Below are 25,804 nucleotides of genomic sequence, written 5' to 3' on the forward strand. Positions count from 1 at the left end.
CTACCCCACCGCTCCGAGCTGGTCGGCCCAGGGCGCGTACAGGTGGTGGGAGGACACGGTCGCCCCGGTGAGCTTCTTGTTGAGCACCAGGACCGTGTCCGGCGCGACGACCGGGATCCAGGGCAGGTCCTCCGCGAGCAGCGTCTGTGCCTCGACGGTCATCTCGGCGCGCTTGGCCGGGTCCTCGGTGCCGCGCACCTTTTCGAGCAGGTCGGCCGTCTTCTTGTTGCGGTAGCTCCCGTAGTCCTGGGGGCCGCCGGGCACGGACAGCGACGCGTAGAGGGCGGCGGGGTCGGCCCAGTTGGGGTAGTTCGTGGTGAAGAAGGCGTCCACGTCGGCGCGGGCCTTGGGGTCCAGGAAGAACCCGCTGTAGGCGTCGGCGGAGACCGCCTTCAGTTCGGGCTTCAGCCCGATCTTCTCGGCCGCCGACCGCACCAGGTTGGCCTCGGTGACGAGCTTGTTCAGCTCGTTGCTGAAGCCGAACCGCACGGTCTTGCCGGTCGCCCCGGCCTCCTGGACGAGCTTGCGGGCGGCTTCGAGGTCCACCTTCGGCTCGGGCAGCGCCTCATAGGCGCGCTGGAAGGTCTCGCGCTCGTATCCCCACGTGGCGGGGGTGCCGAGGGCGCGGGCCGGCTGGGCGGTGCCCTTGTAGAGGGTGCGGATGTACCCCTCGCGGTCGATGGCCATCGACAGCGCCCGGCGCACGCGCGCGTCGGACAGCACGCCCCTGCCCATGTCCGCGATGATCATCGCGTCGATCAGGAACGACGGGCCGCGGTGGATGTTCACCGTGCCGCTGGCGCGGACCTGGTCCAGGGTGGACAGCGGGAGTTCCATGTAACCCCCGTCCACCTCGCCGGTGACCAGGGCCGCGGTGAGCGTGGCCTCGTCCGGGATGCCCTTGAAGTCGATCTGCTTGACCAGCGGTTTGACCGAGCTGTTCCAGTACGCGTCGTTGCGCACCACGGAGAGCACGTCGCCGGTGCGCCACTGGCCGAACTTGTAGGAGCCGGTGCACATGGCGCCGCCCTTGACGGTGCCGTAGTCCTTGCCCTTGGCCTGGACATAGCGCTTGTTGACCACGATGCCCGGCATGTAGGAGAAGACGTTGCGGAGCCAGTAGTCCGGCTCCTTGAGCTTCAGGGTGACCTCAAGCGGGCCGGTGGCCTTGACGGACGCGATCCGGCCCACCACGGGGCCCCAGTAGCCGCCCTGCTTGGGATCGATGTTGCGCTCGATGCTGAAGGCGACGTCCTCGCTGGTCATGGGGGAGCCGTCCCAGAAGGTGACGCCTTCGCGAAGGGTCAGGACGGCGGTCTTCGGGTCGGGATAGTCGATTTTGGTGGCGAGGCCGGGTTCCACCGTCCCGTCCGGCGACTGCCGGAACAGCGCCTCGCACATCAGGCTGGTCACGGTGATCTCCGGATAGTCGCCCGCCGTGATCGGGTCGATGGAGGTGGTGCCCCGGTAGAGCGCCCAGGTGATCCGGTCCACCTCGCCCTTGCCGGGCGGGGTGGTGGTGACGAGGTCCTGCCGCTGCTGCGCGGCGTCCGGTGCCGCCGTTCCGGTCGTGCCGCCGCCGGTGTCCCGGTAGCAGCCGGTCGTTATCAGCATCAGCCCGGCCGTTGTGGCCGCGATGGTCATTCTCCGCACGCCTTGCATCTGTACCGCCAAGTTCGCCAGGGGCTGCTTACGCCCCTCCTGGGGGGGATAAGTAGTCGAACGATCGCTCAATCAAGTGCCCGCGTCAAGGGGCGTTTCTTACTGAATATGTGCTTCTACCTGGATCATCGCGTCGGCGAGGACATCCAGGAACAGATCGCAGTCCGCCTCGGTCAGCACGAGGGGAGGTTTGATCTTCAGGACGTTGGCGTCCGGCCCGTCCGTGGAGATCAGTACGCCGCGGGCCTTCACCGCCTCCTTGACCGCCGCCGCTTGCGCGGTGGCGGGCGCGCGGCCGGGCAGGCTCAGCTCGATGCCGATGAACAGGCCCTCGCCGCGTACGTCCCCGATCAGGGGATGTCGCTCCCGCAACCGGCGCAGCCCGGCGAGGAGCTGATCGCCGCGGGCGCGGGCGTTGGCCTGGAGGCGCTCGTCCTGGATGACGTCGAGCACCGCGAGGCCCGCTTCGGCGGAGACGGGGTTGCCGCCGAAGGTGTTGAAGTACTCCATCCCGGTCTCGAAGGACCGGGCGATCTCCGGAGTGGTCACCACGGCGGCCAGCGGGTGCCCGTTGCCGAGCGGCTTGCCGAGGGTGACGATGTCGGGCACGGCGTCCTGGGTCTCGAATCCCCAGAAGTGCCGGCCCACCCTCCCCAGGCCCACCTGGATCTCGTCGGCGACGCAGACCCCGCCCGCCTGACGCACGTGCTCGAAGGCGGCGCGCAGGTAGCCGTCGGGGTAGACGATCTGGCCGCCGCAGCTCTGCAGCGACTCGGCGAAGAACGCCGCGGGGCGCAGGCCCCGGGACTTCAGGGTGGCCAGGTGGGAGGCGACCGGGGCGGCGTACCGGGGGCCGAGGTCGTCGTCGCGGCCCGCGCGCAGCCGTCCCCGGTAGGGGTCGGGCAGCTCGCAGACGTGCGTGGTGGTGGGCCCGCCCTGCCCGCCCGGGCCGTCGAACTTGTACGGGCTCAGCGCGACCTGCGAGCTGAGGTGGCCGTGGTAGGCGTGGTCCAGGACCAGTACGTCCCGCGCGCCGGTGTGCGCGCTGGCCAGCCGGAGCGCCAGGTCGTTGGCCTCGGAGCCGGAGTTGACGAAGAAGCAAACCCGCAGCGGGTCCGGCAGCAGCTCGACCAGCCGGTGGGCGTACGCGACGACCGACTCGTGCAGGTAGCGCGTGTTGGTGTTGAGCAGCGCGACCTGCCGGGAGACGGCCTCGACCACCCGGGGGTGGCAGTGGCCGACGTGGCAGACGTTGTTCACCATGTCCAGCCAGGGCCGGTCGGCCTCGTCGTAGAGGTAGGCGCCCTCGCCGCGGACGATGTGCAGCGGCTCGCTGTAGGACAGGCCCAGCGCGCGGCTGAAGTTGGTGCGGCGGCGGACGGCCAGCGCGGCGGCGTCCCTGCCGGTGCGGGCCGCGCCGCCGCCGCGGTGGCCGAGCAGCAGGTTGGGGTCGATGCTGACGCTCGTCCACAGGTCCGCCTCGGCGGCCTCGACCAGGTCGGGTACGCGGTCGGGCAGGTGGGTCAGCAGGTGCAGCCGCAGGTTCTTGCCGTTCGTGGCGCCGAGCGGGTCGCCGGGGGCGAGTACGCCGCCGGGGCGCAGCGGCCCGGTGACGCCGCGGTAGAGGGTCCAGAACGGCACGTCGTCGTCGGTGCGGTGGGCGAGCGTCACGGTGTCGCCCCGGACGGCGTGGACCACGGCGGGGAGCGGGCAGCGGACCGTGACGGAGGCGTCCGTGCGCAGGTCACGGCCCAGACGTACGCCCTCGCGGGTCCGCTCGCCGTGGCGTCCGCCCAGGTGGACCTCGTCCAGCACGGAGACCGGGCGGGCCTCGCCGGAGGTGAAGTGCCGCCGCACCGCGCGGGCCGCCGGGTTCGCCGCGAAGCCGACCGCGTCGCGCAGCGCGAAGTGCGCCAGGTCCGGGCTCGTCCCGGCCAGTTTCCGCAGTACGTCGGCCACGCCGTTCCGGCTGACCAGCAGGTAGTCGTTGCCGGGGTCGTTGGCGTGCTGGTGGGCGGACATGCACAGGCTCATCGCCAGGCGGGTCCGGGCGAGGTCGAACAACACCGCGAGCTCGTCCGTCCGCAGCGGGGCCACCTCGTCGTAGCCGCGCACCAGCGGCAGCACCGCGCGCAGCGGGTCGGCGTGGCCCTGCATGGCGTACGCGAGCGCCACCCCCAGCCCGCAGACCCGCGGGGTCCACACCAGGTCGCCGAAGTCGATCAGCCCGGCGATCCCGCCGTCGTCGTCCACCAGGATGTTCAGCTCGTTGGCGTCGTTGTGGACGACCTGGTGCGGCAGGGCGGCGAGGCGGGGGACGACGTGCTCGGCGTACCGGTCGAAGACCTCGGTGACCAGCGGCATGAGGTCGTCGTCGAGCAGCGCGGCCAGTTTGGCGACCCGGGGCGCGCTGGTCAGGTTCCACACCAGGTCGCGGCCCATCGCCGGGTGGGTGAAGTCGCTCAGCGCGGCGTCGATGGCGGCCACCTGGCGGCCGAGGTCGTGCAGCAGCGCCTCGGTGGGCTCGACGTCGGCCCAGGGGCGGCCCGCCAGCCAGGTGAGGACCCGCACGATCCGCGGCCCGTCGTCCCAGGTGACGGTGACCGAACGGCGGCCGTCGAGGGAGGGGATCAGCCGTGGCACCGGGTGTCCCGCCAGGTGGAGCAGGGCGGCGTCCTGGAGGTCGAGCTCGGCGGGGTCCGCGCCGGGGGCGTGGACCTTGATCACGTAGCCGTCGCCCTGCTCGGTGACCAGCCGGAAGTTGCGGTCCCGCTCGCCGGGCAGCGCCCGGACCCGGCCGTCCAGCCCGTACTGCCGCCGGACGACCTCCGCCACCCGCGCCGAGTCCTCCGCCAGGGTGGGGGCGGCGTCGTGGTCATTGGCCGTGGGGGTCACGCCGTCTCTCCTTCCGACGTTGTGTGTGATCGAACGATCGCTCAAATAGTCGGCCATGTCAAGACCCTGATGTGACGCGCCTCTCAGGAGGCGGGCTCCTCGTCGCGCGGCTCGATGGGCAGCTCGACGCGCTCGAGCAACACCTCGGGCGCGGGCAGCGCGAGATCGCGGACGCGGAGCAGCCGGCCGTCGTGGTTCGCGCCCATCAGGGCCAGGCCCATGTCGGCGAACCGCTCGCACAACTGCGGGATGTCCAGCTCGCCGCCCGGCCGGTACCAGTGCGCCACCCCCGTGGCCATCTGGATCAGGGCCAGCCGCGCGACGCTGCCGCGGTCCTCGAACACGCCCGCGCGAACCCCCGCCCGCAGCGTCTCCGCCCACACCTCCTCGTAGGCGTCGCGCAGCCGCTGCACCTCCTCGCGGGCCTGCCCGGTCAGCGCCTGGAACTCATGGTCGGCGACCTGGGCGGCACGCGGATTTCGGGCATGGAAGGCGACATGGACGGCGATCAGCGCGGCCAGCCGCCCGGCCGGGTCGTCGATCTCGCGGACCGTCTCGGCGCTGCCGGTGGCCAGCACGTCCATGACCCTGCGGGTGACGGCTTCGAGCAGCTCGTCCTTGGAGGAGGCGTAGTAGTACATGCCGGACACGGCGACGCCCGCCGCCTCGGCGATGTCGCGGATGCCGGTGCCGTGGAAGCCGCGCTCGGAGAAGAGGCGGCAGGCCGTGCGGAGCAACTGGAACTGCGTGCGCGCCGACTGCGCGCGGCGGGGAGCGCTGGGCTTCATCCGGCCGCCCCTGCCCCGCGGACTCCCGCCGGTCTGGTTGGTCGTGGCCATGATTCAGGACTATCCCACAGCCAGTGCGGTCGCGGGATTGGTCACGGTGAGCGTGGTGATCTCGGCCGCGGACAGGCCCATCCGGCGCATCAGCGGGAGCACGCTCTCCAGGATGTGGGTGTACCCGGGGCCGCCGTACCTGCGCAGGTAGACCTTCTGGCAGATGTCCTGCGCGATGAGCAGGCGGTCGGTGAACCCCGCCGCCATCAGCGACTGGACCCACTCCACCCGGGTGCGGTCGTTGGGGCGGCGCGCGTCGGGGTTGAAGGCGTAGTAGCTGGACTCCTGCCCGAACAGGTCCAGCTCCAGGTAGCAGCCGGTGCGGGCCAGTTCCAGCAGGTCATCGGCCTGCCACAGGGTGCGGTCGATGTGCGACATGATCACGCGGGCGGGGTCGCCGCCCGCGTCCGCGATGGTCCGCATCGCCGCGAGCGGCGCTCCCGGGTGGCGGCCCGGATGGATCTGCAACGCCGCGCCGGTGATCGCCTGGGCGCGGCACGCGGCGCGCAGCACCTTCTCCTCGTCCGGGTGGACGGGGTGGCTCAGGCCGATCTCGCCGATCAGGCCCGCGCGTACTCCGGTGTCGCCGACGCCCTCCTGAACGTCCGTGACGATCTCGTCGCGGATGGCCTCGGCCGACGCGTCGGCCACGCCCGCCGGGTGGTAGTCGCGGACGTAGTAGCCGCTGCCCATCACGATGTGGACGCCGCTGCCGCGCGAGACCCGGGCCAGCCCGAGCGGGTCGCGGCCCAGGCCGACCGGCGAGGAGTCGACCACCGTGCCGCCTCCGGCGAGGCGGTAGTGGGTCAGCTCCTCGGTGGCGTCCTGCTCGGAGAGCAGTTGCAGGTTGTCGAGGTTCAGGACGGTACGCCGGATCCAGTCGTAGTTGTCCAGGCGTATCGGCTCCGCGGCCCGTGCGCGGACCGACGCGGGGAACTCCTGCCGGACACCCGCCTGCCGACCGGCCTCCGAGGCCACCGGTGCGGTCCCCCAGGACCTGACGATGGCCGACATGTCGCTCAGCACGTGCTCGTGCGGTTGCGTGTGCCCGAGCGCGGCGGGTTCGACGTCTCCGAGGACGGTACGCACGCGGCGTCCGGGAAGTTCTGTCATGCAGTTAGTCTATCGATCGTTTGTACAAATAAGTAGCTCTGCTGTCGGTTGATCGCGGGGAGCCCTGCTACTTGATCGCGGGGAGGTCGAGGGCTCGGGCCACCTCTTCCAGGGAACGGTCCTGGATGTCCTGGTAGAGGGCGTACGGGTCGAGCACCGGGCGGCCGATCGCCTCGGCGAGCCGGTCGGCGTCGTAGCCGGCGGCGTCCCGGCTGTCGTCCCTGCGGCCCTCGCCGGTGAGGTTGGACTGGAAGATCCCGGCCGCCGAGCGGGGCAGGAAGTCCTCGTAGACGATCGGCTCGGGGCGCACCCAGCCCTGGTCGATGAGGTCGGCCAGGTCCGCACTGGGCCGCCGCCCGTCCGGGGCCCGGTCGGTGACCGCATGGTAGGTGAAGTACCCCAGGCCCTCGACGGCGAGGCCGCGTTCGCTGGCGGGGAAGCCCTCCGGGTCGTCTTCCCATATCTTCCGGGCGGCGTCCGGGGCGCCGGTGTCGGTCCTGGTCATCAGGGCGTCGTAACGCTCCCGGCCCGCGCGGGTGAGCGCGATGCCGCGCGCCTCGACCTCCCCGAACCGGACCCGCAGCGCCCCCGTCTCGACCCGCCCGTCCGGCAGCCGCAGGCGGCGCGGCTCGGCCAGGGCGCGGAACGACGTCTGGCGGAGCAGTACGTCCGGGCCGGACCAGCGGGGCGGCCCCTGGATCTTGTCGATCATGGTGATGCCGCGCTCGGTCATCCGCCGGTAGAGGTCGTCGATGTCGAGCACGCGCGGCGTCAGGTGGTTGATGTGCGTGCTCGCCACGCCGCCGATGTCGGCCGCGACCGCCGAGACCTGCTCCAGCGTCTCGTACCACGACTTGTCGATCGGCTCGGTGGACAGCGCGAACGAGCGGGCGGCCAGGTCCAGGAAGCGCTCGGCGGCCTGCTCCGGCAGCCCGCCGTCGAGTTCGGCCCGGTCGGCGAGGTCCAGCAGTTCGGGCGGGAAGAGTTCGCGGGCGGCCAGGAACGCCGTAAGGCGCGCGCCGAGGTCCGGGTCGAAGAACCGCCGGTCGGCCGGGGTGAGCATCGAGGTGAACACCCGGAACGGGTTGTAGGCCAGTTCGTCGGCCTCGACCGGGCGGAAGGCGGTGGAGACCACCGGAACGGCGCTGGTGGCGGCGTCGCGCAGGTCGTAGAAGCCGACCGGGCGCATGCCGAGCGCGCCGAAGATCCGGGCGACCTGCTGGAGTTCGGCGGGCGTGCCGACGCGGATCGCGCCGTGGCGTTCGGCGGAGACCCGGTCGATGGAGCCCAGTCGTTCGGCGTCGCCGCCGAGCCGGGCGAGGACCGCGTCGTTGACCTCGCGCGACACCTCGACGAGGGTCCGGTAGGCGGGCACTTCCTGGCCGTACATCTCCGACAGCCGCCGCGCGAAGGCCGCGCGCAGCCGCCGCTGCGGTATCACTGGCATGCGTCCCACCTTGGGGGGAGCCCCGCCGGGAAGCCAAGCCCCAGCAGAGCGATAGATTTCAGGGCTGAGGCCAAGGACTGCTTGGTCTGGAGGTGGCCGCATGCTCAAACCCCTGCACCTGCTCACCCTGCGGGCGGTGTGCCGGACCGGTTCGTTCGCGACGGCCGGACGTGAGCTGGGCTACACGGCCTCGGCCGTGTCGCAGCAGATGGCCGCCCTGGAGAAGGACTCCGGGCTGGTGCTGTTCGAGCGCGAGGCGCGGGGCGTGCGGGCCACCGCCGCCGCGTACCGGCTGGCCGAGCTGAGCGAACGCGTGCTGGCCGACCTCGCCGACCTCGGCCGCCAGACCCGCGAACTGGCCGGCGGCGCGACCGGGCGGCTGCGGCTGGGCAGCTTCCCGACGGCGAGCGTACGGCTGATCCCGGCCGCGCTGTCGGCGTTCGCCGCCCGGTACCCGCGCGCGGAGATCCTGCTGGAGGAGGGCGAGCCGGACGAACTCCTCCCCCGGGTGCAGGACGGCACGCTGGACCTGGCCCTCGTCTACCAGTACGCGCTGATCCCCCGGCAGTGGCCGGACGGGCTCACCACCCACCACCTGCTCCGCGACGATCTGCTGTTGCTGCGTCCCGGGCGCGCGCACCCGGAGCCGCCGGAGTTGCCGGCGCTCGCCGGGGAACGCTGGATCGCCAGCCGGGAGGGCACCGGCGGCGCGCTGTCGCTGGCCCGGCTCTGCGCGGCGGCCGGGTTCGCGCCCGCGGTGGCCTTCCGCAGCGACAACTACGACGTGGTGCGGCAACTGGTCGCGGCGACGCTGGGCGTGGCGATCGTCCCGGCCCTCGGTCATGTCGCGGACGAACGCGTCCAGGCCACCCGGCTGGACTCCCCCGCCGCATACCGCGACGTCCTGGCCCTGCACCGCGCGGCCAACACCAACCCGCTGCTTCCCGCCGCGCTGGCCACCTTGCACCGGTCGGTTGTGCGGTAGGAAGAAACCATGACGAACAGCCAGGAGTCCGGCCGTACGGGCTCATTACAGAGCGTGTGGATTCTGGTGGGCGCGGTGGCGCTGGGGGCGGCGTTCGGGGCGGCGACGTCCATCGTGAACGGCATCGCGATCAGCCTGCACGACTTGGAGAGCCGGGACTACTCCATGAGCGGGTGGTCCGGTCCGGAGATCGTCAGCCTGATGATCGACTCCGGCTGGGCCTGGGCGGGGGCGGCGGTCGCGGCGGGCTGGCTGCTCACCCGCCGCAGCGGGCTCGGCCGTACGGCGGAACTGTGGCACGCCGCCATCGCCGGTGCGCTGGCCCTGGTCACGGCCACCGCCGCCTACGACCTCGCGGACGCCGTCCGCAGCGGGGACTTCCACCGCTGGTACGAGTTCGGCGGGGCGTACTGGTTCGTTCTCGCCGTCCTCCTCGGGCCGCCGCTCGGTGTCGCCGGGGCGTACATCAAGCGGCCCGGAGTGGCCGGGCTGCTCGCCCGGCTGGTCGTGCCGGTCGGCGCGGCCGTGCAGATGGCCGTGCTCCCGCCCGGCAGGAACGACGTGGTCCGGGGCATCGGGCAGGCCGTCGTCTGGACCCTCGCCGCCCTGACCATCGGCTTCATCGTCGTGCGCTTCGGCCTCGCCGAACGCCGCAGGCGTGCACTCACGGAAGGATTCAGATGAGCGGTGCCGACGTACCGGCCATGCGGGAGGCGGCGCTGCGCTTCCTCGCCGCGCTCGACGGCGAGCGGGCGGCTGCGGCGCGGACGGGGTTCGGCTCGGCGGAACGCACCGAGTGGAGCTACCTGCCGGGCCCGCGCCCCGGGCTGCCGCTGGTCGAGATGACCGCCGATCAGGAGGAACTTGCCCTGGCCCTGCTGGAGGCCGGGTGCGGCGCGGCCGGGGCGGAGGTCGCCCGCGCGATCATCGCGCTGGAGCGGATCAGGCGCAGGCTGGTGACCGGCGTGGAGGAGATCGACGGCGACCGGTACTGGTTCCGAATCTTCGGCGACCCGGCGGGCGACGGCCCGTGGATGTGGCGCGTCAACGGGCACCACCTGGCCGTCCACGTCACGGTGGCGGGCGGCGAGTGCACGGTCACCCCGAGCTTCCTCGGCTCCGAACCGGCCATGGTGCTCTCCGGCCCGCAGCGCGGACTGCGGGTGCTCGCCGAGGAGGAGGAACTCGGCCGGGCGCTGCTCGCCGGCCTCGCCCCGCACCAGCGGCACGCGGCGATCGTCGCGGAGACCGCGCCCGACGACATCCTCACCCGCGTCGATCCGGTCGTGGAACTGGCGGGCTTCGCGCCGGGGGTGGCGTACGGGGGCCTGTCCGCGTCCTCGCAGGACCTGCTGGAACGGCTCGTCCGCCGCTACTTCCAGCGCGCCCCGGCCGGGTACGCCGAGGCGAGCTGGCGACGCGTCCTCGATGCCGGCCTGGACCAGGTGACCTTCGCCTGGGCCGGATCGGACCGGCGCGGCGAGGGGCACTACTACCGCGTGGCCGGTCCGACGTTCCTGCTGGAGTACGACAACACCCAGGACGACGCCAACCACGTCCACTCCGTCTGGCGCGACCCCCGCCACGACTGGGGTGGCGACCTGCTCGCCCGCCACTACGCCGACGACCACCGGCTCAGCGGCTGACCGACCTGCGGTACAGGCGGGTGGCCAGCGGCACGAACACCACCAGCAGCAGGACCGACCACAACAGCGACACCGGCACGGCGTGCTGGAGCGGCCAGGCGTCCGGCACGGGCAGCGCGGCGCTGGTGTTGCCGAACAGCTCACGCGCCGCCTGGACCATCGTGGACACCGGGTTCCAGTCGGCGATCGGCCGCAACAGGCCGGGCAACCGCGCGCTGTCCACGAACGCGTTGGACAGGAAGACCAGCGGGAACGACACGAGGGTGGCGACGTTGTTGAAGACCTCGGGGGTCCGCAGGCTGAGCGCCACCGTCGCGGTCACCCACGAGAAGGCGTAGGCGAACAGGAGGAGCAGCAGGAACCCGCCGATCGCCTCCCAGGGCGAACCATTGATCCGCCAGCCGACCAGCAGGCCGACGACGGCCATGGTGACGATGCTGGTCACGTTGGTGATCAGGTCACTGAGGGTCTGCCCGGTCAGTACGGCCGACGGGGCCATGGGGAGCGTGCGGAAGCGGTCGAAGACGCCCTTTTGGAGGTCTTGGGTGAGGGTGTATCCGGTGATCTGCGCGCCCGTCACGATCGTCAGCACGAAGATCCCGGGGAGCAGGTACTCGCCGTACGACATGCCGGGCAGGCTGATCATGCTGCCGAAGACGTAGGTGAACAGCAACACGAACACGATCGGCAGCATCACCACGCCACCCAGCAGGTCGGGCGCCCGCCTGATCTTCAACGCATTCCGCTTGGTGATCGTCACACTGTCCGCGATCACCATCTGCAGGGTGCTCATCGCGCGCTCTCCTTGATCTTCATCGTGGTGCCGGGGGTGCCAGCCGGGGCGGCGGCCTCGTGGCCGGTCAAGGTCAGGAACACGTCGTCGAGGGTCGGACGGCGCAGCCCGGCGTCGCGTACGACGATGCGTTCGGCGGCCAGGTGGCCGAGTGCCGTGGTCAGCGCGGCGGCGCCGCCGGTGACCGGGATGGTGACCCGGAAGGCGGCCGGATCGACCTGCGGCTCGCCGACGGCCAGCGGCGCGAGGGTACGCCTGGTGGCCTCCAGGTCGGCCGCGCTGGTCAGCGACAGCTCGATACGGTCGCCGCCGACCTGTTCCTTGAGCTGGTCGGCGGTACCGAGCGCGATCACCCTGCCGTGATCGACCACCGCGATGCGGTCGGCCAGCCGGTCGGCCTCCTCCATGTACTGCGTGGTGAGCAGGACCGTCGTACCGGACGCGACCAGCTCGGCCACCACCTCCCACAGGCTCGCCCGGGCCCGAGGGTCCAGGCCGGTGGTGGGTTCGTCCAGGAACAGCACGGGCGGGTCGGCGACCAGCGCCCCCGCCAGGTCGAGCCGCCGCCGCATACCGCCAGAAAAGCCCTGTACCGGCCGGTCGCCCGCCTCCACCAGGTCGAAGCGCTCCAGCAACTCGCGGGCACGCCGACGGCTGCGCCTGACGCCCAGGTGGTACAGGCGGCCGACCATCTCCAGGTTCTCGGCGGCGGTGAGGTGGTCATCGACGGCGGCGTACTGACCGGACGCCCCGATGTGCCCACGCAACTCACGCGCGTCCCGCACGACATCGAACCCGGCCACGGTGGCGTACCCGGCATCGGGCGCGAGCAGGGTGGTGAGAATGCGTACGGTGGTGGTCTTACCTGCGCCATTCGGACCGAGCAGGCCGAACACCGTGCCCTCGGGAACGGACAACTCCATCCCGTCCAGGGCCTTGACCTCGCCGAACTTCTTCGTCAGTCCTTCGGCCACGATCGCGGGGGGCATAGGGTTTCTCCTTCTTTCGGCATTGGAAAAGGCCTCGGGTTTTCGGCATGACGGCAGGAGCGACCGACACGATCGGCGTGGTCGCCATTGCCGCTGGAGCAGTACTGCCGGCAGACCCGGGGCGGTTCTTGTGAGCGGCACGCCCGGCGCGGTCCTCGTGGCCAACGGCCTGACGTCGTTGCCGCGACCGGGGCGGCCTGCACCACGGTCATGAACGACACCGCCGACACCGGCGGCGGGAATTACGACCTACGGCCGCTGCCGTCAGCGCGACCGGTAGAACGGCACGGCAACATGGCGGAATCGCCGGCACCGGCAACGCCGCTGATAACGACCGGTGCGGCTAGCGCACCCAGCCGGTGTAGTGGCCGCCGGACGGCTTGTCGGCCGGACCGGTGGGGTGAGCGCCGCCGGCGGGCTGGAGTGCGGCGGACACGGCTCGGACGAGCCAGGCGTTGACCGAAAGACCCTCCCGGCCGGCGGCCTCCTCGATGCGCGTCTTGAGGTGATCGGGGACACGGAGGGTGATCCGCGAGGTGCCGCCGTCGTCGTTGTCCGCCGGGTCGGTGACGGGCGCGCGGACGCCCATCGCGACTTCCACGGCCCCGGCCAGTGCGCTGCGCAGGCTGCTCCCGGACGTCTCCCTGGCCGGCCGCTCGGCGCGCGGCGGGGTCACCAGGAAGTCGGGGTCGCGCCCACGCAGCCGCATATCGACCGATCCCGGCGCGAGATCCCGGGTGATCTCACCGGCAGCGGCGGACAACGCTTCGAGCAGGGTGAGCCGGACGGCCGACTCCAGGGGAGCGGTGAGCCGCTCGGCCAGCTCACGAGCATCGGGGCCATTGGCCTCGGCGGCGGTCGCCAGCTCGCGACGAAGGTTCTCAACGTAGGGCGTGAGGTCCATGACGTCACTATGACGCATTTCTGACGTCACCGCAAGACGCCACCTCGATCGGCACGACGCCACAACCCGCGATCTATCGCAGCCCACCGCACACAAGCCCGCCCCCACCAGCCACGACGTCACCATGACGTCAGCCAAGACGCCAGACCTGGCGTCCCAAAGTTCTTCTCGGCAGCGAGAATGCCTGGTGGTGTCTTCTGAGGTATCACCGTACGGGCCGCCCACACGCCGCACCTCTCACCACAGCCACGGCCCCATCTACATGTCCGCCCACCCCCACCGTGGGCGCCTCGCCCGACACCACAGGCACCTCAATGCCGTGTACCAGCAGGCCACGGCGGAAGTCCTGGGACCTCATCCGAGAGGTGAGTACCAGGCCGAACCACGCCGACCCTCACCACCGGGCCACGGCCCCAGCCGCACCGGACTTCGAGGGTTGTGCGATCTACGGACTCGGCCGGCCGATCGGCTAGGTCGTGGTGGCGCGGGGGAAGGCGGCGGGGCTGCGGTGGCCGTCGGGGGTTGTGGCGCGGAGGGCGAATTGGACGTTGTCCTTGGCCAGGTCGATGGTGGCGGTGGTGACGTCGCCGACGTCGATGGCGTGGGTCCAGTCCGGGGAGGTGGTCTCTCGCCAGATGACCTCGTACCCCGCGATGCCCGGGTCGGGGTCGCGGTCCCAGTGAAGGGTGGTGTCGTTGGTCAGGGTGGCCGCGTCGATCGTGACGTTCTTCGGGGTGCCGGGGCCCTGGGCCAGAGACCATAACGTCGCGGCGTTCACCTTGGCGACCCTCGCCGTGTAGTCGAAATCCACGAACTCCGGCAGGTCGCCGTACTGGACGCCGTTCTCCACGCGTACGTCCTGGTGTTCGTGGGCGTAATTCTCCCGGGGCTCGGTGAATCGCGCCGCCGGATATCCCTGACGAATGAAGGAGATGTGGTCGCTGCCGCGCAGGTACCGGTCGCGGCGCCAGATGACGCGGACCTTCATGCCCGTCGCGTCGTTCTCCGCCACGTCCTTCACGAAACGGCCGAGCTGCCGCGAAGGCCCGTCGTTCTCGCCGCCGACCGACTGCCGCAGGGCCGCCTCCTGCGGGGTCTCGGTGGTCGGCACGCCCTCCACGAACAGGCGGACCGTGTGCGGTTCCGGCCGGGTGCCGTCCCACCCGGAGCCGGCCCCCACGATGTCGTTGCTGAACATCGCCTGCACATCCGCGCCCGCCTCCTTCAGCTTCGCCGCCAGGTGCGCCGACCCGTAAAGGCCCTGCTCCTCGCCGCTGACCACGGCGAACACCAGCGTCCCCCGGGTACGGCGGGTGGCGAAGAGGCGGGCCAGTTCCAGCACCACCGCCACGCCGGAGGCGTCGTCGTCCGCGCCGGGGGCATCGGCGGTGGCGTTCATGACGTCGGAGGCCCGGGAGTCGAGGTGGCCGGTGACGACGTACAGGCGGGCGGGTGAGGCGTCGCCGCGCAGGGTGGCGACGACGTTGGTGATGGTCGTCGGCGCGGGGACCCGGGGGGAGACCGGCTGCACGAAGGACTGTTTCTCGACGGTCATCCGGCCGCCCGAGGCCGCCGCGACCGCCTGCAACCTGGCGTGGACCCATTCGACGGCCGCGCCGATGCCGCGTACCGGGTCGGTCTGGGTGGACAGTGTGTGCCGGGTGCCGAACGCGACCATCCGGAGTATGTCGGCCTCGATCCGCCGGGGGTCGATCTCGCGTAACAACGCGCGCAGTTCGCGGCCGGGCCGCTGCGGCCGTATCGGGCGTCCCGGCCCGTCCGCCGTGTCGGACGCGAGTGCGGCGTCGGCCAGTATGGGCGTGGACAAGGTGGCGGCGGACGCGGTGAGGAATGTACGCCTGCCCGAATGCGGATGACTCGATTCCATGACTCGAATAAACGCCTGATCGACGAGGAATGCCAGGGCCCGCGAATCGACGTCCTTCATCCGCTAGGGTGAGGCGATTCATCGGCCGACCCCGAGGAAATTCGTGCGCCGATACCGTTTCGGCCGATCGGCGGCACTGCTCGCCCTCGGTCATGTGCTGGTGACCGCCGTGTCCGGTGTCATCGCGCTGACCGGCGGCGACCCGAGGGCGCTTCTCCTGGCCGTGACGCATCTGCCGATCCGAACGGAATCGGATCTCCCCTGGTGGGACATCCTGCTCCTGGTCCTCATCGCCGCCGGGCAGGGCTGGGCCCTTTGGCAGATACTGCGCGGGCCGGTCGCCGGGGAGAGGCCCGTACTCGACCGCAACGTACGCCTGCTGCGCTGGGCGCTCTACCTCAACGCGGCCTTGGCGGTGATCGCCGCGATCCCGGGCCGCCTGCCGGACTGGCTGGACATCGCCGGACTCCCCGCCGGACTCGCCCTGGTGGTGCTGTTCTTCCGGGCGCTGGACGGCGCACCGGCCACGTTCCGGGTCGGCATGCTCCTGATCGGTGTGCTCGCCAAAGTGACCGCGCTCGGCGCGAAGATGGCGGGCGCACTCGACGCCACCGCCCTGGCCGGGATTCTCGGTCTGGTCTCGTTCCACGGCGTGCCCTGGGTCGTCTGGACGATCCTCGCCCTCATCGCCCAGGCGCGCGACGGCAGGTGGAGCCGGGGCGTCGTGTGGGTGGGGGCCGCCTCCACCGGGCTCGCGCCCTTCTCCCTGCCGCTCGTCCTCTCCTTCGAGTTGTCCTCCATCGTCGGTATCGATCTCCTGGTGCCGGGCGCGGGCCTCTACGCGCTGGCGAACGTGCTCACGGTGGCCTGGTACGCCCGCTCCGCGCACGAAGCCGGCGCGCCCCGACGGGCGAAGCCCGCGCCCACCGCGCCGCCCCGGAAGCCGATCGGCCGGCGGCTCCCGGCGCTGGTCGCGATCGTGCTGCCGCTGATCCCCGCCGCCGTGAACCTGGCCCACGGCGTACCCACATGGATCGGCCCGGAATGGGCCCTTCCGTCCGGCTATCAGCCCCCGCTGATGAGGCTCTGGCAGGCCGCCGACGTGCTGGTCGGGGTCGGCGGGATGGCGGTCCTGGTGCTGGTCACGGTGGTGCGCAGGACCCTCCGTCAGGTACGCGTCACGGCGGCCGTCCTGTTCGCCGCCGCCGGGCTCGGGTCGATCGCCGCGCTGACCACCGCCCCGCGCCCGGTGGGCGTGTCGCCGCTGTGGTACGGCGCCGCGTTCGTGGCCGCCGCGCTGGTGCTGGTCCTCCAGTACGGCGGCGGCCCGGCGTACCGGACCCGCTCCCACGTCATCGCCTCGGTGACCGCCGCGTCCCTGGCGCTCTGCTTCCTCCCGGCGGGCGACCTGGCCGCCGGGCCGGTGACCACGCAGGGGGCCTGCCCCGCCGAGTACGATCCGGCGCGCCCGCTCACCGGCGAGCGGGCGTACCTGTGCGACCTGCGCCGGTCGAAGCCGCTGCCGGCGCTCCTGGAGGTCGCCGACCGGGCCGCCCTGCGGTACGGCCGCGCCCTGTGCGGGGTCTTCAGCAGGAACGACCCCGCCGAACTCGCCCGCGCCCAGCGGGCCGACGGCCTCGACGTACGCCGGTTCGCCGGCACCCTCGCCCCGATCTGCCCCAGTGCGCAGGCGATCGTCGCGGCCGATCGGGCCGCGGAGGAGATCGACCTGTGGCTGTTCCAGGAGGCCGAACGGCAGGTGTGCGCGCGGGCGCCCCGGCACCGGCCGCGCATCGAGCCGGTGACGGCGATCCGGCAGCCCGAGCCCGTGTACACCGACTACGGCAGTCTGGTGGCGTACGAGCCGGAGATCACGGAGGACCCCCTGCTCACCGACCCGCCGTACCGGAGCGGCGTGCTGAGCGGTGGCCCCGGGGTGCTCAGCATCGACACGTACACCGACCCCCCGCTGTGCGTCACCACCGAGACCTACACCCGCCGCCCGCCGGTGGAGACCAAGGGCTGGGAGCACGTCGCGGAGGCCGGTTTCCACAACCTGAGCGGTGAGATCCGCTTCGCCGACGCGATGGGCGGCACGCCCCTGCCCGACCTGGCGGTGCGCGGCAAGGGCCGGTACCGAATCCGCGTCCACTACTCCTGGATCCGCCAGAACGGCGACAACGTGGGCCAGCGCCTGCTGATCATGGCGTTCCCCGGCCGGGGCGACGACCTCACCGTCCACGCCAAGTCCAGCGACAGCCCATAACAGGGGGTTATGCAAAGGCGAAGGGTGGGCAGCCCACCCGCCCGCTGTCACGTTGAGTGCAGCCCGGCCCGGCCAGGCTCCTTTCGGCCCTTGATGAGGGATTTCGGGAGAGGGGTCATCGCGAATGCAACGCACCACGCGCAGAGCGATCATGTGCGCCCTCGTGGCCGCCGCGATGGCGTCGGCCCTGACATCCCCACCGAGCGCCGCCGCGCGGACACCGGCCAAGCCCGCCACCACCGCGCCCGAGCCGCCGATGTACGCCCCGCCGGACAAGGAGGCCCAGGCCAGGGCCCTTGACCTGGCGACACGGGCGCTGACCGGCGGGCAGGGCGTGATCGAACGCTCCTCCGGCGACCGGTTCGGCGCGCCCCGGACCGTCTTCGGCGCGGGCGGCCTGCAGTTCCTGTCGTTCCCCCGGACGTACCGGGGCCTGCCCGTGTACGGCGGCGAGGTCAACTTCATGATCAGCCGGGACGGCCGGACCCTGCACCACACCACCACCGCCCAGCAGGCGGAGATCGACGTACCGGTCACCCCCGAGATCGGCGAGCGGCAGGCACGTACCATCGCCCGCGCCGCGAGCGGCCCGGACGCCACGGTCCGGTCGGCGCGGCTGCTGGTCCACGTCACCGGGTCCGCCCCCCGCCTGGCCTGGGAGGTCGTCGCGGAAGGCCGCTCCCCGGCGGGGCTCCCGGCCGAGCCGCACGTCTTCGTGGACGCGGCCGGCGGAAAGGTCCTGGAGAAGCAGGACGCGATCAAGCAGGCCGTCGGCCACTCCCACTACAACGGCGCCCCGGTGACCATCGGCACCGCCGCCACCGAGACCGGGTACGCACTGCGCGACCCGTCCCGCCCCGGCATCGAGTGCGGCACCGCGAGCGCGGTCTTCGAGGGCCCCGACGACGAGTGGGGCGACGGCTCGGGCACCGATCACGAGACCGCCTGCGTGGACACGCTGTTCGGCGTCCAGCGCCAGTGGGACATGCTGCGCGACTGGACCGGCCGGAACGGCATCGACGGCCAGGGCCACGGCTTCCCCGCCAAGGTCGGCTACAACATGCCGAACGCCACCTGGTCCGGCTCCGAGGTGAACATGGGCCGCAACCTCGCGGGGACCAAGCAGACCACCCCGCTCGACGTGGTCGGCCACGAGTACGGCCACGCCGTCTACCAGTTCTCCGGCTCCGGCGGCTCGGGCGGCCCCGGCTGGGGCGCGGCGCTGGACGAGTCCACCGGCGACATCCTGGGCGCGATCCTGGAGCACTACGTCGGGCACCCGGCCGCGCTCGACGAGCCCGACTACCTGGTCGGCGAGGAGATGGACCTGTTCGGTACCGGGCCGATCCGCAACATGTACGACCCGGCGCGGATCGACGGCCACCCGGGCTGCTTCACCCCGACGCCGCCCACGGACGCCCACCCCGGCGCGGGCGCGCAGAACCACTGGTTCTACCTGCTCGCCGAGGGCAGCAACCCGGCCAACGGCAACCCGCCGAGCCCTGTGTGCAGGGGCGGCGAGGTGCGGGGCATCGGCATCAGGAAGGCCGCGGCGGTCTTCGTGTCCGCGCTCCAGCTCAAGACCGCCCGCTGGAGCCCGGGCGAGGCCCGGAGGGCGACGGTGGAGGTCGCGTACGGGCTCTTCGGCGGCTCCTGCAAGGAGGCGGGCGCGGTCAAGGACGCCTGGGAGTCGGTGGGCGTGTCCACCCAGCCGGGCGAGCTGATCGTGGAGTGCGAGGTGCGGTTCGACCTTCTGCCGCCCGCACCTCCCGGAACCGCGCTCTACCCGGGCGATTCGGAGTGGACGTTGATCCGCTCCCAGACCGACCATGATCCCGCTCCGCAACTGTCGCTCACCTCCAGCGGCGCCCCCGCGGGGGTCACGGTGAGGCATCCGCCGTATTTCGAGGTCGGCCGTCCTGTGGCGGTGAAGATCGAGACAGCGTCCTGGGCGGCCCCCGGGAACTACCCGATCACGTTCACCGCCCGCGCGATCCAGGACGTCAAGTCCGTCACCTACCTGTTGACCATCCTCAAACGGCCGCCGTCGCTGCGCATGCGGATGGAACCGGACACGCTGCGGCTCGACGACGAACTGACGGGCACGGCCACCCTGATCACGGAAGCGCCCGACGGCCCGCCGATCGTCGTGAAGCTCTCCTCGGCCGGCAGCGGTTGGATCACGACCGCTTTCGACCGGACCGAGATCACCGCCGGGGAGAGTGCCAAGGTGACCGTCACCGTGCCGCCGGACGTCCGGCCGGCGACCGGCGTGGTACACGTGTACGCCAACGGCCCGGTGTCGGGATCGGTGGACCTGAGCGTCCTGGTGCCCCCGGCCCGCTGGCGACCATGGACCCGGTACGCGGTCGATGCCATCGTCGCCTATGCCGGCCAGGAGTACATCTGCGTCAAGGCGCACACCTCCAGGCCGGGGCGGGTCCCGCCGAAGGTCCCCGCCCTGTGGCGGCTCCTGTAGGACCCGTCACTCGCCGAGTGACCTGCGTACGGCGACCTCCACCAGGTCGTGGACCTGCTGCTCGTCGAAGATGTCCGGGAGCGTCAGCCGTTCGACGATGAGCCAGTTCAGCGCTAGGTACAGGAGGAGTACGGAGGTCGGGTCGCCGGGCAGGCCGGAGGCGGCGTGGTGGGCGAGGTTGGCGTCGATGTCCTCGCGGATGCGCTGGGTGAGCACGGCGCGCAGCTCGGGCCGCCGGGTGGACTCCAGCCGCAGCTCCAGCAGCGCCAGGTAGCCGGAGCCGAAGGCGGTGACCCGGCCCACCACCTCGTGCATCAGCTCGGCGTAGCGGGCCCGGTCCTGTACGCCCTCCCGGCTCCTGGCCATGACCGCCTCATCCGGTAGCAGCCGCTCGTAGATCCGGCCCCCGACCTGGGTGAACAGCTCGTCGCGGCTGGCGAAGTAGTTGGAGGCGGTGCCGGTGGGCACGGCGGCCTCGGCGTCGACGGCGCGGAAGGTCAGCCCGCGCGCGCCGTCCCTGGCCAGCACCTCGATGGCCGCGTCGATCAGCGCCTTCCGCCGCTCGGGGTTGCTGCGCATGTTGACACCACTCCATGTGTAGTACTACGGTGAAACCACTTCAGTCATAGTACTACATCAGGAGTTGATCGGTATGCGAAAGCTCGTGTACTACGTGGGCGTATCGCTCGACGGCTACATCGCGGGCCCCGGCGGCGAAATCGACTTCTACCCGTTGTCGGACAAGATGGCCGCCTGGATCAACGCCCGTTACCCGGAGGTCGTGCCCACCCACATTCGCGCACACGTCGGCCTGACGGACGCGCCCAACCGGGCCTTCGACACGCTGGTGATGGGGCGCGGCACGTACCAGCCCGCGCTGGACGTCTCCATCACCAGCCCCTATGCCCACCTGCGGCAGTACGTCGTGTCCAGCACGCTGACCATCGACGACCCGACGGTGGAGCTCGTGCCCGGCGACCCGATCGGGCTGGTCCGGCGGCTCAAGGCGGAGGACACCGGCATGGACGTCTACCTCGCCGGCGGCGGCAACCTGGCCGCCGCGCTGCTCCCCGAGATCGACGAGATCGTGCTGAAGCGCTACCCGGTGGTGGCGGGCGCGGGCGTCCCGATGTTCGCCGGGGGCTTTCAGCCCACGCTGTTCACCCCCACCCACCACGAGTCCTTCGACAACGGCGCCCAGGTCACCTGGCTCACCAGGGCCTAGCGACCACCGCCGCGCCCGGACCGGATCAGGCACTCCACACCGTCCAGAATCCGGTCCAGGCCGAAGGAGTAGTCGAAGCGCCGCTCCTCCTCCGGCGCGCCGGCCGGATAGTCGAACGCGCCCGCGTCCACCGCCGCGCGCAGCGCCGGGTAGCGGCGGGCGTCGGCCAGCGAGCCGAGCAGCGCGCTGTGGGCGGCGATCGACTCGCCGGAGGCGGCCGGGCCCAGGTCGGCGCCGAGCCGGGCCGAGCTGTGCATGTAGTTGGCGACCAGCAGGACGACCCCGGCCTTGTCCGCCTCGCTGAGGCCGGTGCCGCGCAGTACGGCCAGGGCTCGGTCGGTCCAGGCGAGCTGGTTGGGCGTCACCGGCGGCCCGGTGATGGGCAGCCGCACGATCCAGGAGTGGGCGCGCAGCATCTCCCACTGCGCCCGGCACCAGCGCCGCAGGCCCCATCGCCAGTCGGCGGCGGGTTCGTCCAGCTCGGCGGGCACTTCGGCGACGAAGTCCAGCATGAGCAGCAGCAACTCCTGCTTGCCGCGCACATGGCGGTACAGCGCCATGGTGGTGAAACCGAGCCGTTCGGCGACCCTGGCCATGGACACCGCGTCGAGGCCGCCCTCGTCGGCCACCTCGGCCGCCGCCCGCGCGATGCGCGGCAGGCTCAGCCCGGCCCGGCGCTCGGGGGCCGGATCGTCCAGCCGGGCCCAGAGCCGGCCGAGCGTGTCGTCCATCGTTTCCAACCTTCGGGGTAGACGTCCCGCCAAGTGTATGTCATACACTCGGTGTATGACATACACAGCACTCGTCGTGGGCGGCGGCATCGCGGGGACGTCGGTGGCCATCGCCCTGCGCAAGGCGGGCATCACGCCGGTGGTGTGCGAGGCGTACGACCGTACGGCCGACAACGCCGGCGCCTTCCTCACCCTCGCGGTCAACGCGCTCGACGCGTTACAGGCGCTCGACCTCGACATCGACGGCCTCGGCTTCGACACGCCGAAGATCCGGATCACCAATGGCTCGGGCCGCAGGCTCGGCGAGCTGCCGTACGGCACAGGCGGCACGACGGGCCACGGCCTGGTGAGCCGCACGGTCAAGCGCGCGGACCTGTACCGCTTCCTGCGCGACCACGCCGTACGCCGCGGGGTGCCGATCGAGTACGGCAGGCGGCTGATCGACGCCACCAGCACCCGCGACGGCGTGCGGGCGACGTTCGCCGACGGCGGCACGGCCGAGGCCGACCTGCTGATCGGCGCGGACGGCCTGCGCTCGCAGGTCCGCCGGATCATCGACCCGGCGGCCCCGGCCGCCCGGTACACCGGACTGCTGAACACCGGCGGGTACGTCCGAGGCGTCGCCACCGACGCCGAGCCCGGCCTGATGCACGCCGTCTTCGGCAAGCGCTGCTTCTTCGTCTTCACCAGGCACCCGGACGGCGAGGTGTGGTGGGCGGCCAATCCCGCCCAGCCCACCGAACCGAGCCCCGCCCAGATCGCCGCCATCACCACCGACGAGTGGCGCACCCGCCTGACCACCGCTTTCGCGGGCGACCGAAGCCTCGCCTGGGACATCGTCGCCGCGACCCCCCGGATCTTCTCCGGCTGGATCACCTACACCATGCCCGCCGTACCGGCCTGGCACCGCGACCGCATGATCATCATCGGCGACGCGGCCCACGCCACCGCCCCCTCCATCGGCCAGGGCGCGGCCATGGCCATCGAGGACGCCGTCGTCCTGGCCAGATGCCTGCGCGACGCCCCGGACATCGAGGCCGCCTTCAGCGGCTACGAGCGCCTGCGCCGCCACCGCGTCGAACGCGTCGTCAAGCAGGGCGAACGCACCGGCGACTGGAAGGCCCTGAGCCCCCTCGCCAGACTCCCCCGCGACCTGATCATGACCCTGGCCATGCGCCACGCCACCCGAACCGGCACCTACCCCCAGAACGACTGGCTCTACGACCACCACCTCGACTGGGGCACGGTCACGGCGGGCTAGTCAGGGCCGGGGTGTTACGGTCTCGGACGCCGATACGTCCCCACGGTAATGACCGCGATTCGCCGCCCTCGCCGCCCACCTGCGGGCCCGCGATCACGACCTCCGCGCCTGGGCGGTGTTCTCCGCCCTGTCGGCGGCCGCCCTCGTCCTCAACGGCCTCCGTCTCACCTCCGGAATCACCGCATGACAGATGTCATGCGCACAGGTGACATCGGCATGCCGGTCGCTGTGGTTTCGGCACTACGCCCGCTCGGGCGGCTCCCCGACGATTGCCGGTAGACACCCCGGACCGGCACAGAAGGAGTCCTCCGATGGCGAGCACCACCACACAGAGCACGAGCTGGACCACCTGGCTGAAGGGGCGGTGGCCGACCGCGCTGGCGCTGGCCGGGGCGGCGTTGATGATCGGTGGTGGCGGGCCGGGGCAGGGGGTGGGCGGGTTCGGGCACATTCTGCCGCTGCTGCCGTTGCTGTACCTGGTGATGGCCAAGCTGCGGCGGCGCGAGTGGACGTGGCCGGGGCTCGGGATCGGGTCCGTGGCCGTCTTCGGACTTCAGGCGCTGGACATCCCGGCCGCCGTCGTCCTCAGCGGGATCGCGCTGGTCGTACTGGTCTGGGCGGGGGTGGACGGGCAGGTGCGCAGGGACGGCGCGTTGCGGACGCAGGCGCTCGGGATGCTGATCTTCGGCGGGCTGGCGCTGGCCGGGCTGGCCGTCGATCCGGAGCTGGGCCGCTACCTGGTGGCGGCGGGCTGGTTCTTCCACGGCGTGTGGGACTTCGCGCACCTGCGGGCCAACAAGGTCGTGGCCCGCTCGTTCGCCGAGTGGTGCGGCGTCGTGGACATCGTGATCGGGCTCGCGCTCGTCCTGCTGCCCTAGGTGTCAGCGGAGGTGGGCGGCCTTGCGCAGGAGTACAGAACGCTCCCGGGCGTTGCCGCACAGGCGGGCGGCGAACTCCAGTTCGGCGCGGGCCTCGGCGGTACGGCCGAGGCGGGCGAGCAGCTCGCCGCGTACGCCCGGCAGCAGGTGGGAGCCCGCCAGCCGGCCGGAGGCGGCCAGTTCGTCCACGATGGACAGCGCCGAATCCGGTCCGGCCGCCATGGCGACGGCGACCGCGCGGTTGAGTTCGACGATGGGCGAGGGGGCCACCCGGCCCAGCGCCTCGTACAGCAGCACGATCCGCTCCCAGTCGGTCTCGGCCACCGAGGACGCCGACGCGTGGCAGGAGGCGATGGCCGCCTGCAGGCCGTACGGCCCGAGGCCGCGACCGGCGGCGGCCCGGGCCAGGGCGGCCTGGCCGCGCCGGATCGCCGAGCGGTCCCACAGCCGGCGGTCCTGGTCCTCAAGCAGTACGGCCTCGCCGGCCGGGCCGGTACGCGCCGGGAAGCGCGCGGCGGTCAGCTCGAACAGCGCGAGCAGCCCGTACACCTCGTGCTCGCCGGGCAGCAGCGCGGCCAGCATCCGGGCCAGCCGGATCGCCTCGTACGCGAGGTCGGCGCGCAGCAGGCGATCCCCGGAGGTCGCCGTCGAGCCCTCGGTGAAGATCACGTACAGCACGCTGAGCACACCGCCGAGCCGTTCGCGGCGTTCGGCGGCGGGCGGCTGCTCGAACGGCACGCCCGCCGCGGCGATCGTCTTCTTGGCCCGGGTGATCCGCGCCTGGACGGTCGGCACCGGCACCAGGAACGCCCGCGCGATCTCCTCGCTGGACAGGCCGCCCACCGCGCGCAGCGTCAGGGCCACCCGGGCCTCCGGCGACAGCACCGGGTGGCAGGCCATGAAGATCAGCGCCAGGATGTCGTCGTCCACCCGGTCGGGGTCCCACGGCAGGTCGTCCTGCCGCTGCGCCGGGTCCACCGCGCCCGCGGCGGCCTGTCCCTCGTCGAGCCGCCCGGCCAGCATGGCGTACCGCGCGTCCAGCCCCGACCGGCGGCGGAAGCCGTCGATGGCCCTCCGCCGCGCGGTCGTGAGCAGCCAGCCCACCGGATTCGCCGGGGCCCCCTCACGCGCCCAGGTGACCAGCGCCTCGGCCAGTGCCTCCTGGGCGACGTCCTCGGCGAGTTCCAGTTCGCCGGTGTAGCGGGCCAGCGCGGCGACGATCCGCGCCGACTCGATCCGCCACACGGCCTCGACGGCCCGCCGCGCCGACTCGGTGCCCGGCTCGGCGCCTGACCCGGTGCCTGTCCCGGTGCCCGGCTCAAGGCCCGGCGGGTCGTACTCGGCCGTGGGCATCAGAGCTGGCCGGTCCGCTCGCGCCACGCCCGCTCGTTGATGATCCACTCGTTGTCCTGCGGGAACTCCTCGATGCTCGGCACCCGGCGGACCTCGCACTTGGAGCCGGGCATCCGCGGGATCCGCTTGGCCCACTCCACGGCCTCCTCCTTGGTGGCCACGTCGAGGATGTAGTAGCCGCCGAACAGCTCCTTGGTCTCGCCGTACGGGCCGTCGGTGACCACCGGCGTCTCGCCGCTGAAGTCGACCACCACGCCCTGCGCCGGGTCGTCCAGGCCCTCGGCGGCGACCAGCACCCCGGCCCGGATCAACTCGTCGTTGAAGCGCCCCATGGTCTCCAGCATCTCGTCGAAGGAGACCTTCGACATCGCCTCCATGGTCTCGTCCGTCCCGCGCATGATCAGCATGTACTTCGCCATCGTGGCTCTCCTTGTTCCACCGGGCCGCCCT

21 protein-coding genes are annotated in these 25,804 nt (G+C 72.0%); 8 read left to right on the plus strand and 13 right to left on the minus strand.

What is annotated here, in order from left to right; genetic code table 11:
- The 5 genes from DP939_RS08090 to hglS form a co-directional block, all read right to left on the minus strand.
- Complete coding sequence (locus tag DP939_RS08090; RefSeq protein ID WP_158578502.1) at positions 1-1,644, minus strand: ABC transporter substrate-binding protein; 1,644 nt, start codon at positions 1,642-1,644, stop codon at positions 1-3.
- A gap of 117 nt (positions 1,645-1,761) precedes the next feature.
- Positions 1,762-4,557 (minus strand): aminotransferase class III-fold pyridoxal phosphate-dependent enzyme, encoded by a 2,796-nt coding sequence (locus tag DP939_RS08095; RefSeq protein ID WP_158578503.1) that lies wholly within the window; start codon positions 4,555-4,557, stop codon positions 1,762-1,764.
- Between the two features lie 83 nt (positions 4,558-4,640).
- On the minus strand, positions 4,641-5,396 hold the full coding sequence (locus DP939_RS08100) for a TetR/AcrR family transcriptional regulator (RefSeq protein WP_199565013.1): 756 nt from the start codon (positions 5,394-5,396) through the stop codon (positions 4,641-4,643).
- 9 nt (positions 5,397-5,405) lie between these two features.
- Positions 5,406-6,509 carry a phosphotriesterase family protein gene (locus DP939_RS08105; protein ID WP_113979964.1) on the minus strand — a complete coding sequence of 368 codons (1,104 nt, stop codon included), beginning with the start codon at positions 6,507-6,509 and terminating at the stop codon, positions 5,406-5,408.
- Positions 6,510-6,576: 67 nt separating this feature from the next.
- Positions 6,577-7,956, minus strand: coding sequence for a 2-oxoadipate dioxygenase/decarboxylase (gene hglS, locus DP939_RS08110; RefSeq protein WP_199565014.1), 1,380 nt, complete (start codon positions 7,954-7,956; stop codon positions 6,577-6,579).
- A gap of 100 nt (positions 7,957-8,056) precedes the next feature.
- On the opposite strand from hglS, the gene DP939_RS08115 reads away from it, so the two are divergent.
- From DP939_RS08115 to DP939_RS08125, 3 genes are read left to right on the plus strand one after another with little or no spacing between them, the layout of a single operon-like run.
- Positions 8,057-8,941, plus strand: a complete 885-nt coding sequence (locus DP939_RS08115; RefSeq protein WP_113979966.1) for a LysR family transcriptional regulator — start codon at positions 8,057-8,059, stop codon at positions 8,939-8,941.
- 9 nt (positions 8,942-8,950) lie between these two features.
- Positions 8,951-9,625: a DUF6518 family protein gene (locus tag DP939_RS08120; protein WP_113979967.1), complete on the plus strand. Its 675-nt coding sequence runs from the start codon at positions 8,951-8,953 to the stop codon at positions 9,623-9,625.
- A complete protein-coding gene (locus DP939_RS08125; RefSeq protein WP_113979968.1) occupies positions 9,622-10,587 on the plus strand; it encodes a DUF3500 domain-containing protein in 966 nt (321 codons plus the stop codon). The genes DP939_RS08120 and DP939_RS08125 overlap by 4 nt, the downstream gene beginning before the upstream one ends.
- Here the strand turns inward: DP939_RS08125 and DP939_RS08130 are convergent.
- The 4 genes from DP939_RS08130 to DP939_RS08145 all read right to left on the minus strand — a co-directional run bounded on the left by DP939_RS08130 (position 10,577) and on the right by DP939_RS08145 (position 15,161).
- Complete coding sequence (locus DP939_RS08130; protein WP_113979969.1) at positions 10,577-11,380, minus strand: ABC transporter permease; 804 nt, start codon at positions 11,378-11,380, stop codon at positions 10,577-10,579. The two genes, DP939_RS08125 and DP939_RS08130, sit on opposite strands and share 11 nt — an antisense overlap.
- The gene (locus DP939_RS08135; protein WP_113979970.1) at positions 11,377-12,369 is read right to left on the minus strand and encodes an ATP-binding cassette domain-containing protein; all 993 of its coding nucleotides are present in this window, start codon (positions 12,367-12,369) and stop codon (positions 11,377-11,379) included. The genes DP939_RS08130 and DP939_RS08135 overlap by 4 nt, the downstream gene beginning before the upstream one ends.
- Before the next feature lie 343 nt (positions 12,370-12,712).
- A complete protein-coding gene (locus tag DP939_RS08140; protein WP_113979971.1) occupies positions 12,713-13,273 on the minus strand; it encodes a hypothetical protein in 561 nt (186 codons plus the stop codon).
- A 469-nt stretch (positions 13,274-13,742) separates the two neighbouring features.
- Complete coding sequence (locus tag DP939_RS08145) at positions 13,743-15,161, minus strand: M28 family metallopeptidase (RefSeq protein ID WP_113979972.1); 1,419 nt, start codon at positions 15,159-15,161, stop codon at positions 13,743-13,745.
- Positions 15,162-15,264: 103 nt separating this feature from the next.
- Here DP939_RS08145 and DP939_RS08150 point away from each other — a divergent pair, with 103 nt between their 5' ends.
- Together DP939_RS08150 and DP939_RS08155 are read left to right on the plus strand one after the other, a co-directional pair.
- The gene (locus DP939_RS08150; protein WP_147267920.1) at positions 15,265-17,427 is read left to right on the plus strand and encodes a hypothetical protein; all 2,163 of its coding nucleotides are present in this window, start codon (positions 15,265-15,267) and stop codon (positions 17,425-17,427) included.
- A gap of 124 nt (positions 17,428-17,551) precedes the next feature.
- A complete protein-coding gene (locus DP939_RS08155; RefSeq protein WP_113979974.1) occupies positions 17,552-19,906 on the plus strand; it encodes a M4 family metallopeptidase in 2,355 nt (784 codons plus the stop codon).
- Between the two features lie 6 nt (positions 19,907-19,912).
- Here DP939_RS08155 and DP939_RS08160 read toward each other — a convergent pair whose 3' ends face one another.
- Positions 19,913-20,485, minus strand: a complete 573-nt coding sequence (locus DP939_RS08160) for a TetR/AcrR family transcriptional regulator (protein ID WP_113979975.1) — start codon at positions 20,483-20,485, stop codon at positions 19,913-19,915.
- Positions 20,486-20,558: 73 nt separating this feature from the next.
- Between DP939_RS08160 and DP939_RS08165 the strand changes: the two genes are divergently transcribed.
- Entirely contained in the window at positions 20,559-21,131 is a 573-nt protein-coding gene (locus tag DP939_RS08165) for a dihydrofolate reductase family protein (RefSeq protein WP_113979976.1), read from the plus strand.
- On the opposite strand, the gene DP939_RS08170 is transcribed toward DP939_RS08165, so the two are convergent.
- The gene (locus tag DP939_RS08170) at positions 21,128-21,862 is read right to left on the minus strand and encodes a TetR/AcrR family transcriptional regulator (protein ID WP_158578504.1); all 735 of its coding nucleotides are present in this window, start codon (positions 21,860-21,862) and stop codon (positions 21,128-21,130) included. The genes DP939_RS08165 and DP939_RS08170 overlap by 4 nt on opposite strands.
- A 55-nt stretch (positions 21,863-21,917) precedes the next feature.
- Between DP939_RS08170 and DP939_RS08175 the strand changes: the two genes are divergently transcribed.
- On the plus strand, positions 21,918-23,123 hold the full coding sequence (locus tag DP939_RS08175) for an FAD-dependent oxidoreductase (protein WP_113979977.1): 1,206 nt from the start codon (positions 21,918-21,920) through the stop codon (positions 23,121-23,123).
- A gap of 311 nt (positions 23,124-23,434) precedes the next feature.
- The gene (locus DP939_RS08180; protein ID WP_113979978.1) at positions 23,435-24,001 is read left to right on the plus strand and encodes a hypothetical protein; all 567 of its coding nucleotides are present in this window, start codon (positions 23,435-23,437) and stop codon (positions 23,999-24,001) included.
- Positions 24,002-24,004: 3 nt separating this feature from the next.
- On the opposite strand, the gene DP939_RS08185 is transcribed toward DP939_RS08180, so the two are convergent.
- Entirely contained in the window at positions 24,005-25,381 is a 1,377-nt protein-coding gene (locus tag DP939_RS08185; protein WP_225878103.1) for an RNA polymerase sigma factor, read from the minus strand.
- The gene (locus tag DP939_RS08190) at positions 25,354-25,773 is read right to left on the minus strand and encodes a YciI family protein (protein WP_113979980.1); all 420 of its coding nucleotides are present in this window, start codon (positions 25,771-25,773) and stop codon (positions 25,354-25,356) included. Before DP939_RS08190 ends, DP939_RS08185 begins: the two co-directional genes overlap by 28 nt.
- Positions 25,774-25,804 lie beyond the last annotated feature (31 nt).

The sequence above is a fragment of the Spongiactinospora rosea genome (genome assembly GCF_003315795.1).
Lineage (GTDB): Bacteria > Actinomycetota > Actinomycetes > Streptosporangiales > Streptosporangiaceae > Spongiactinospora > Spongiactinospora rosea.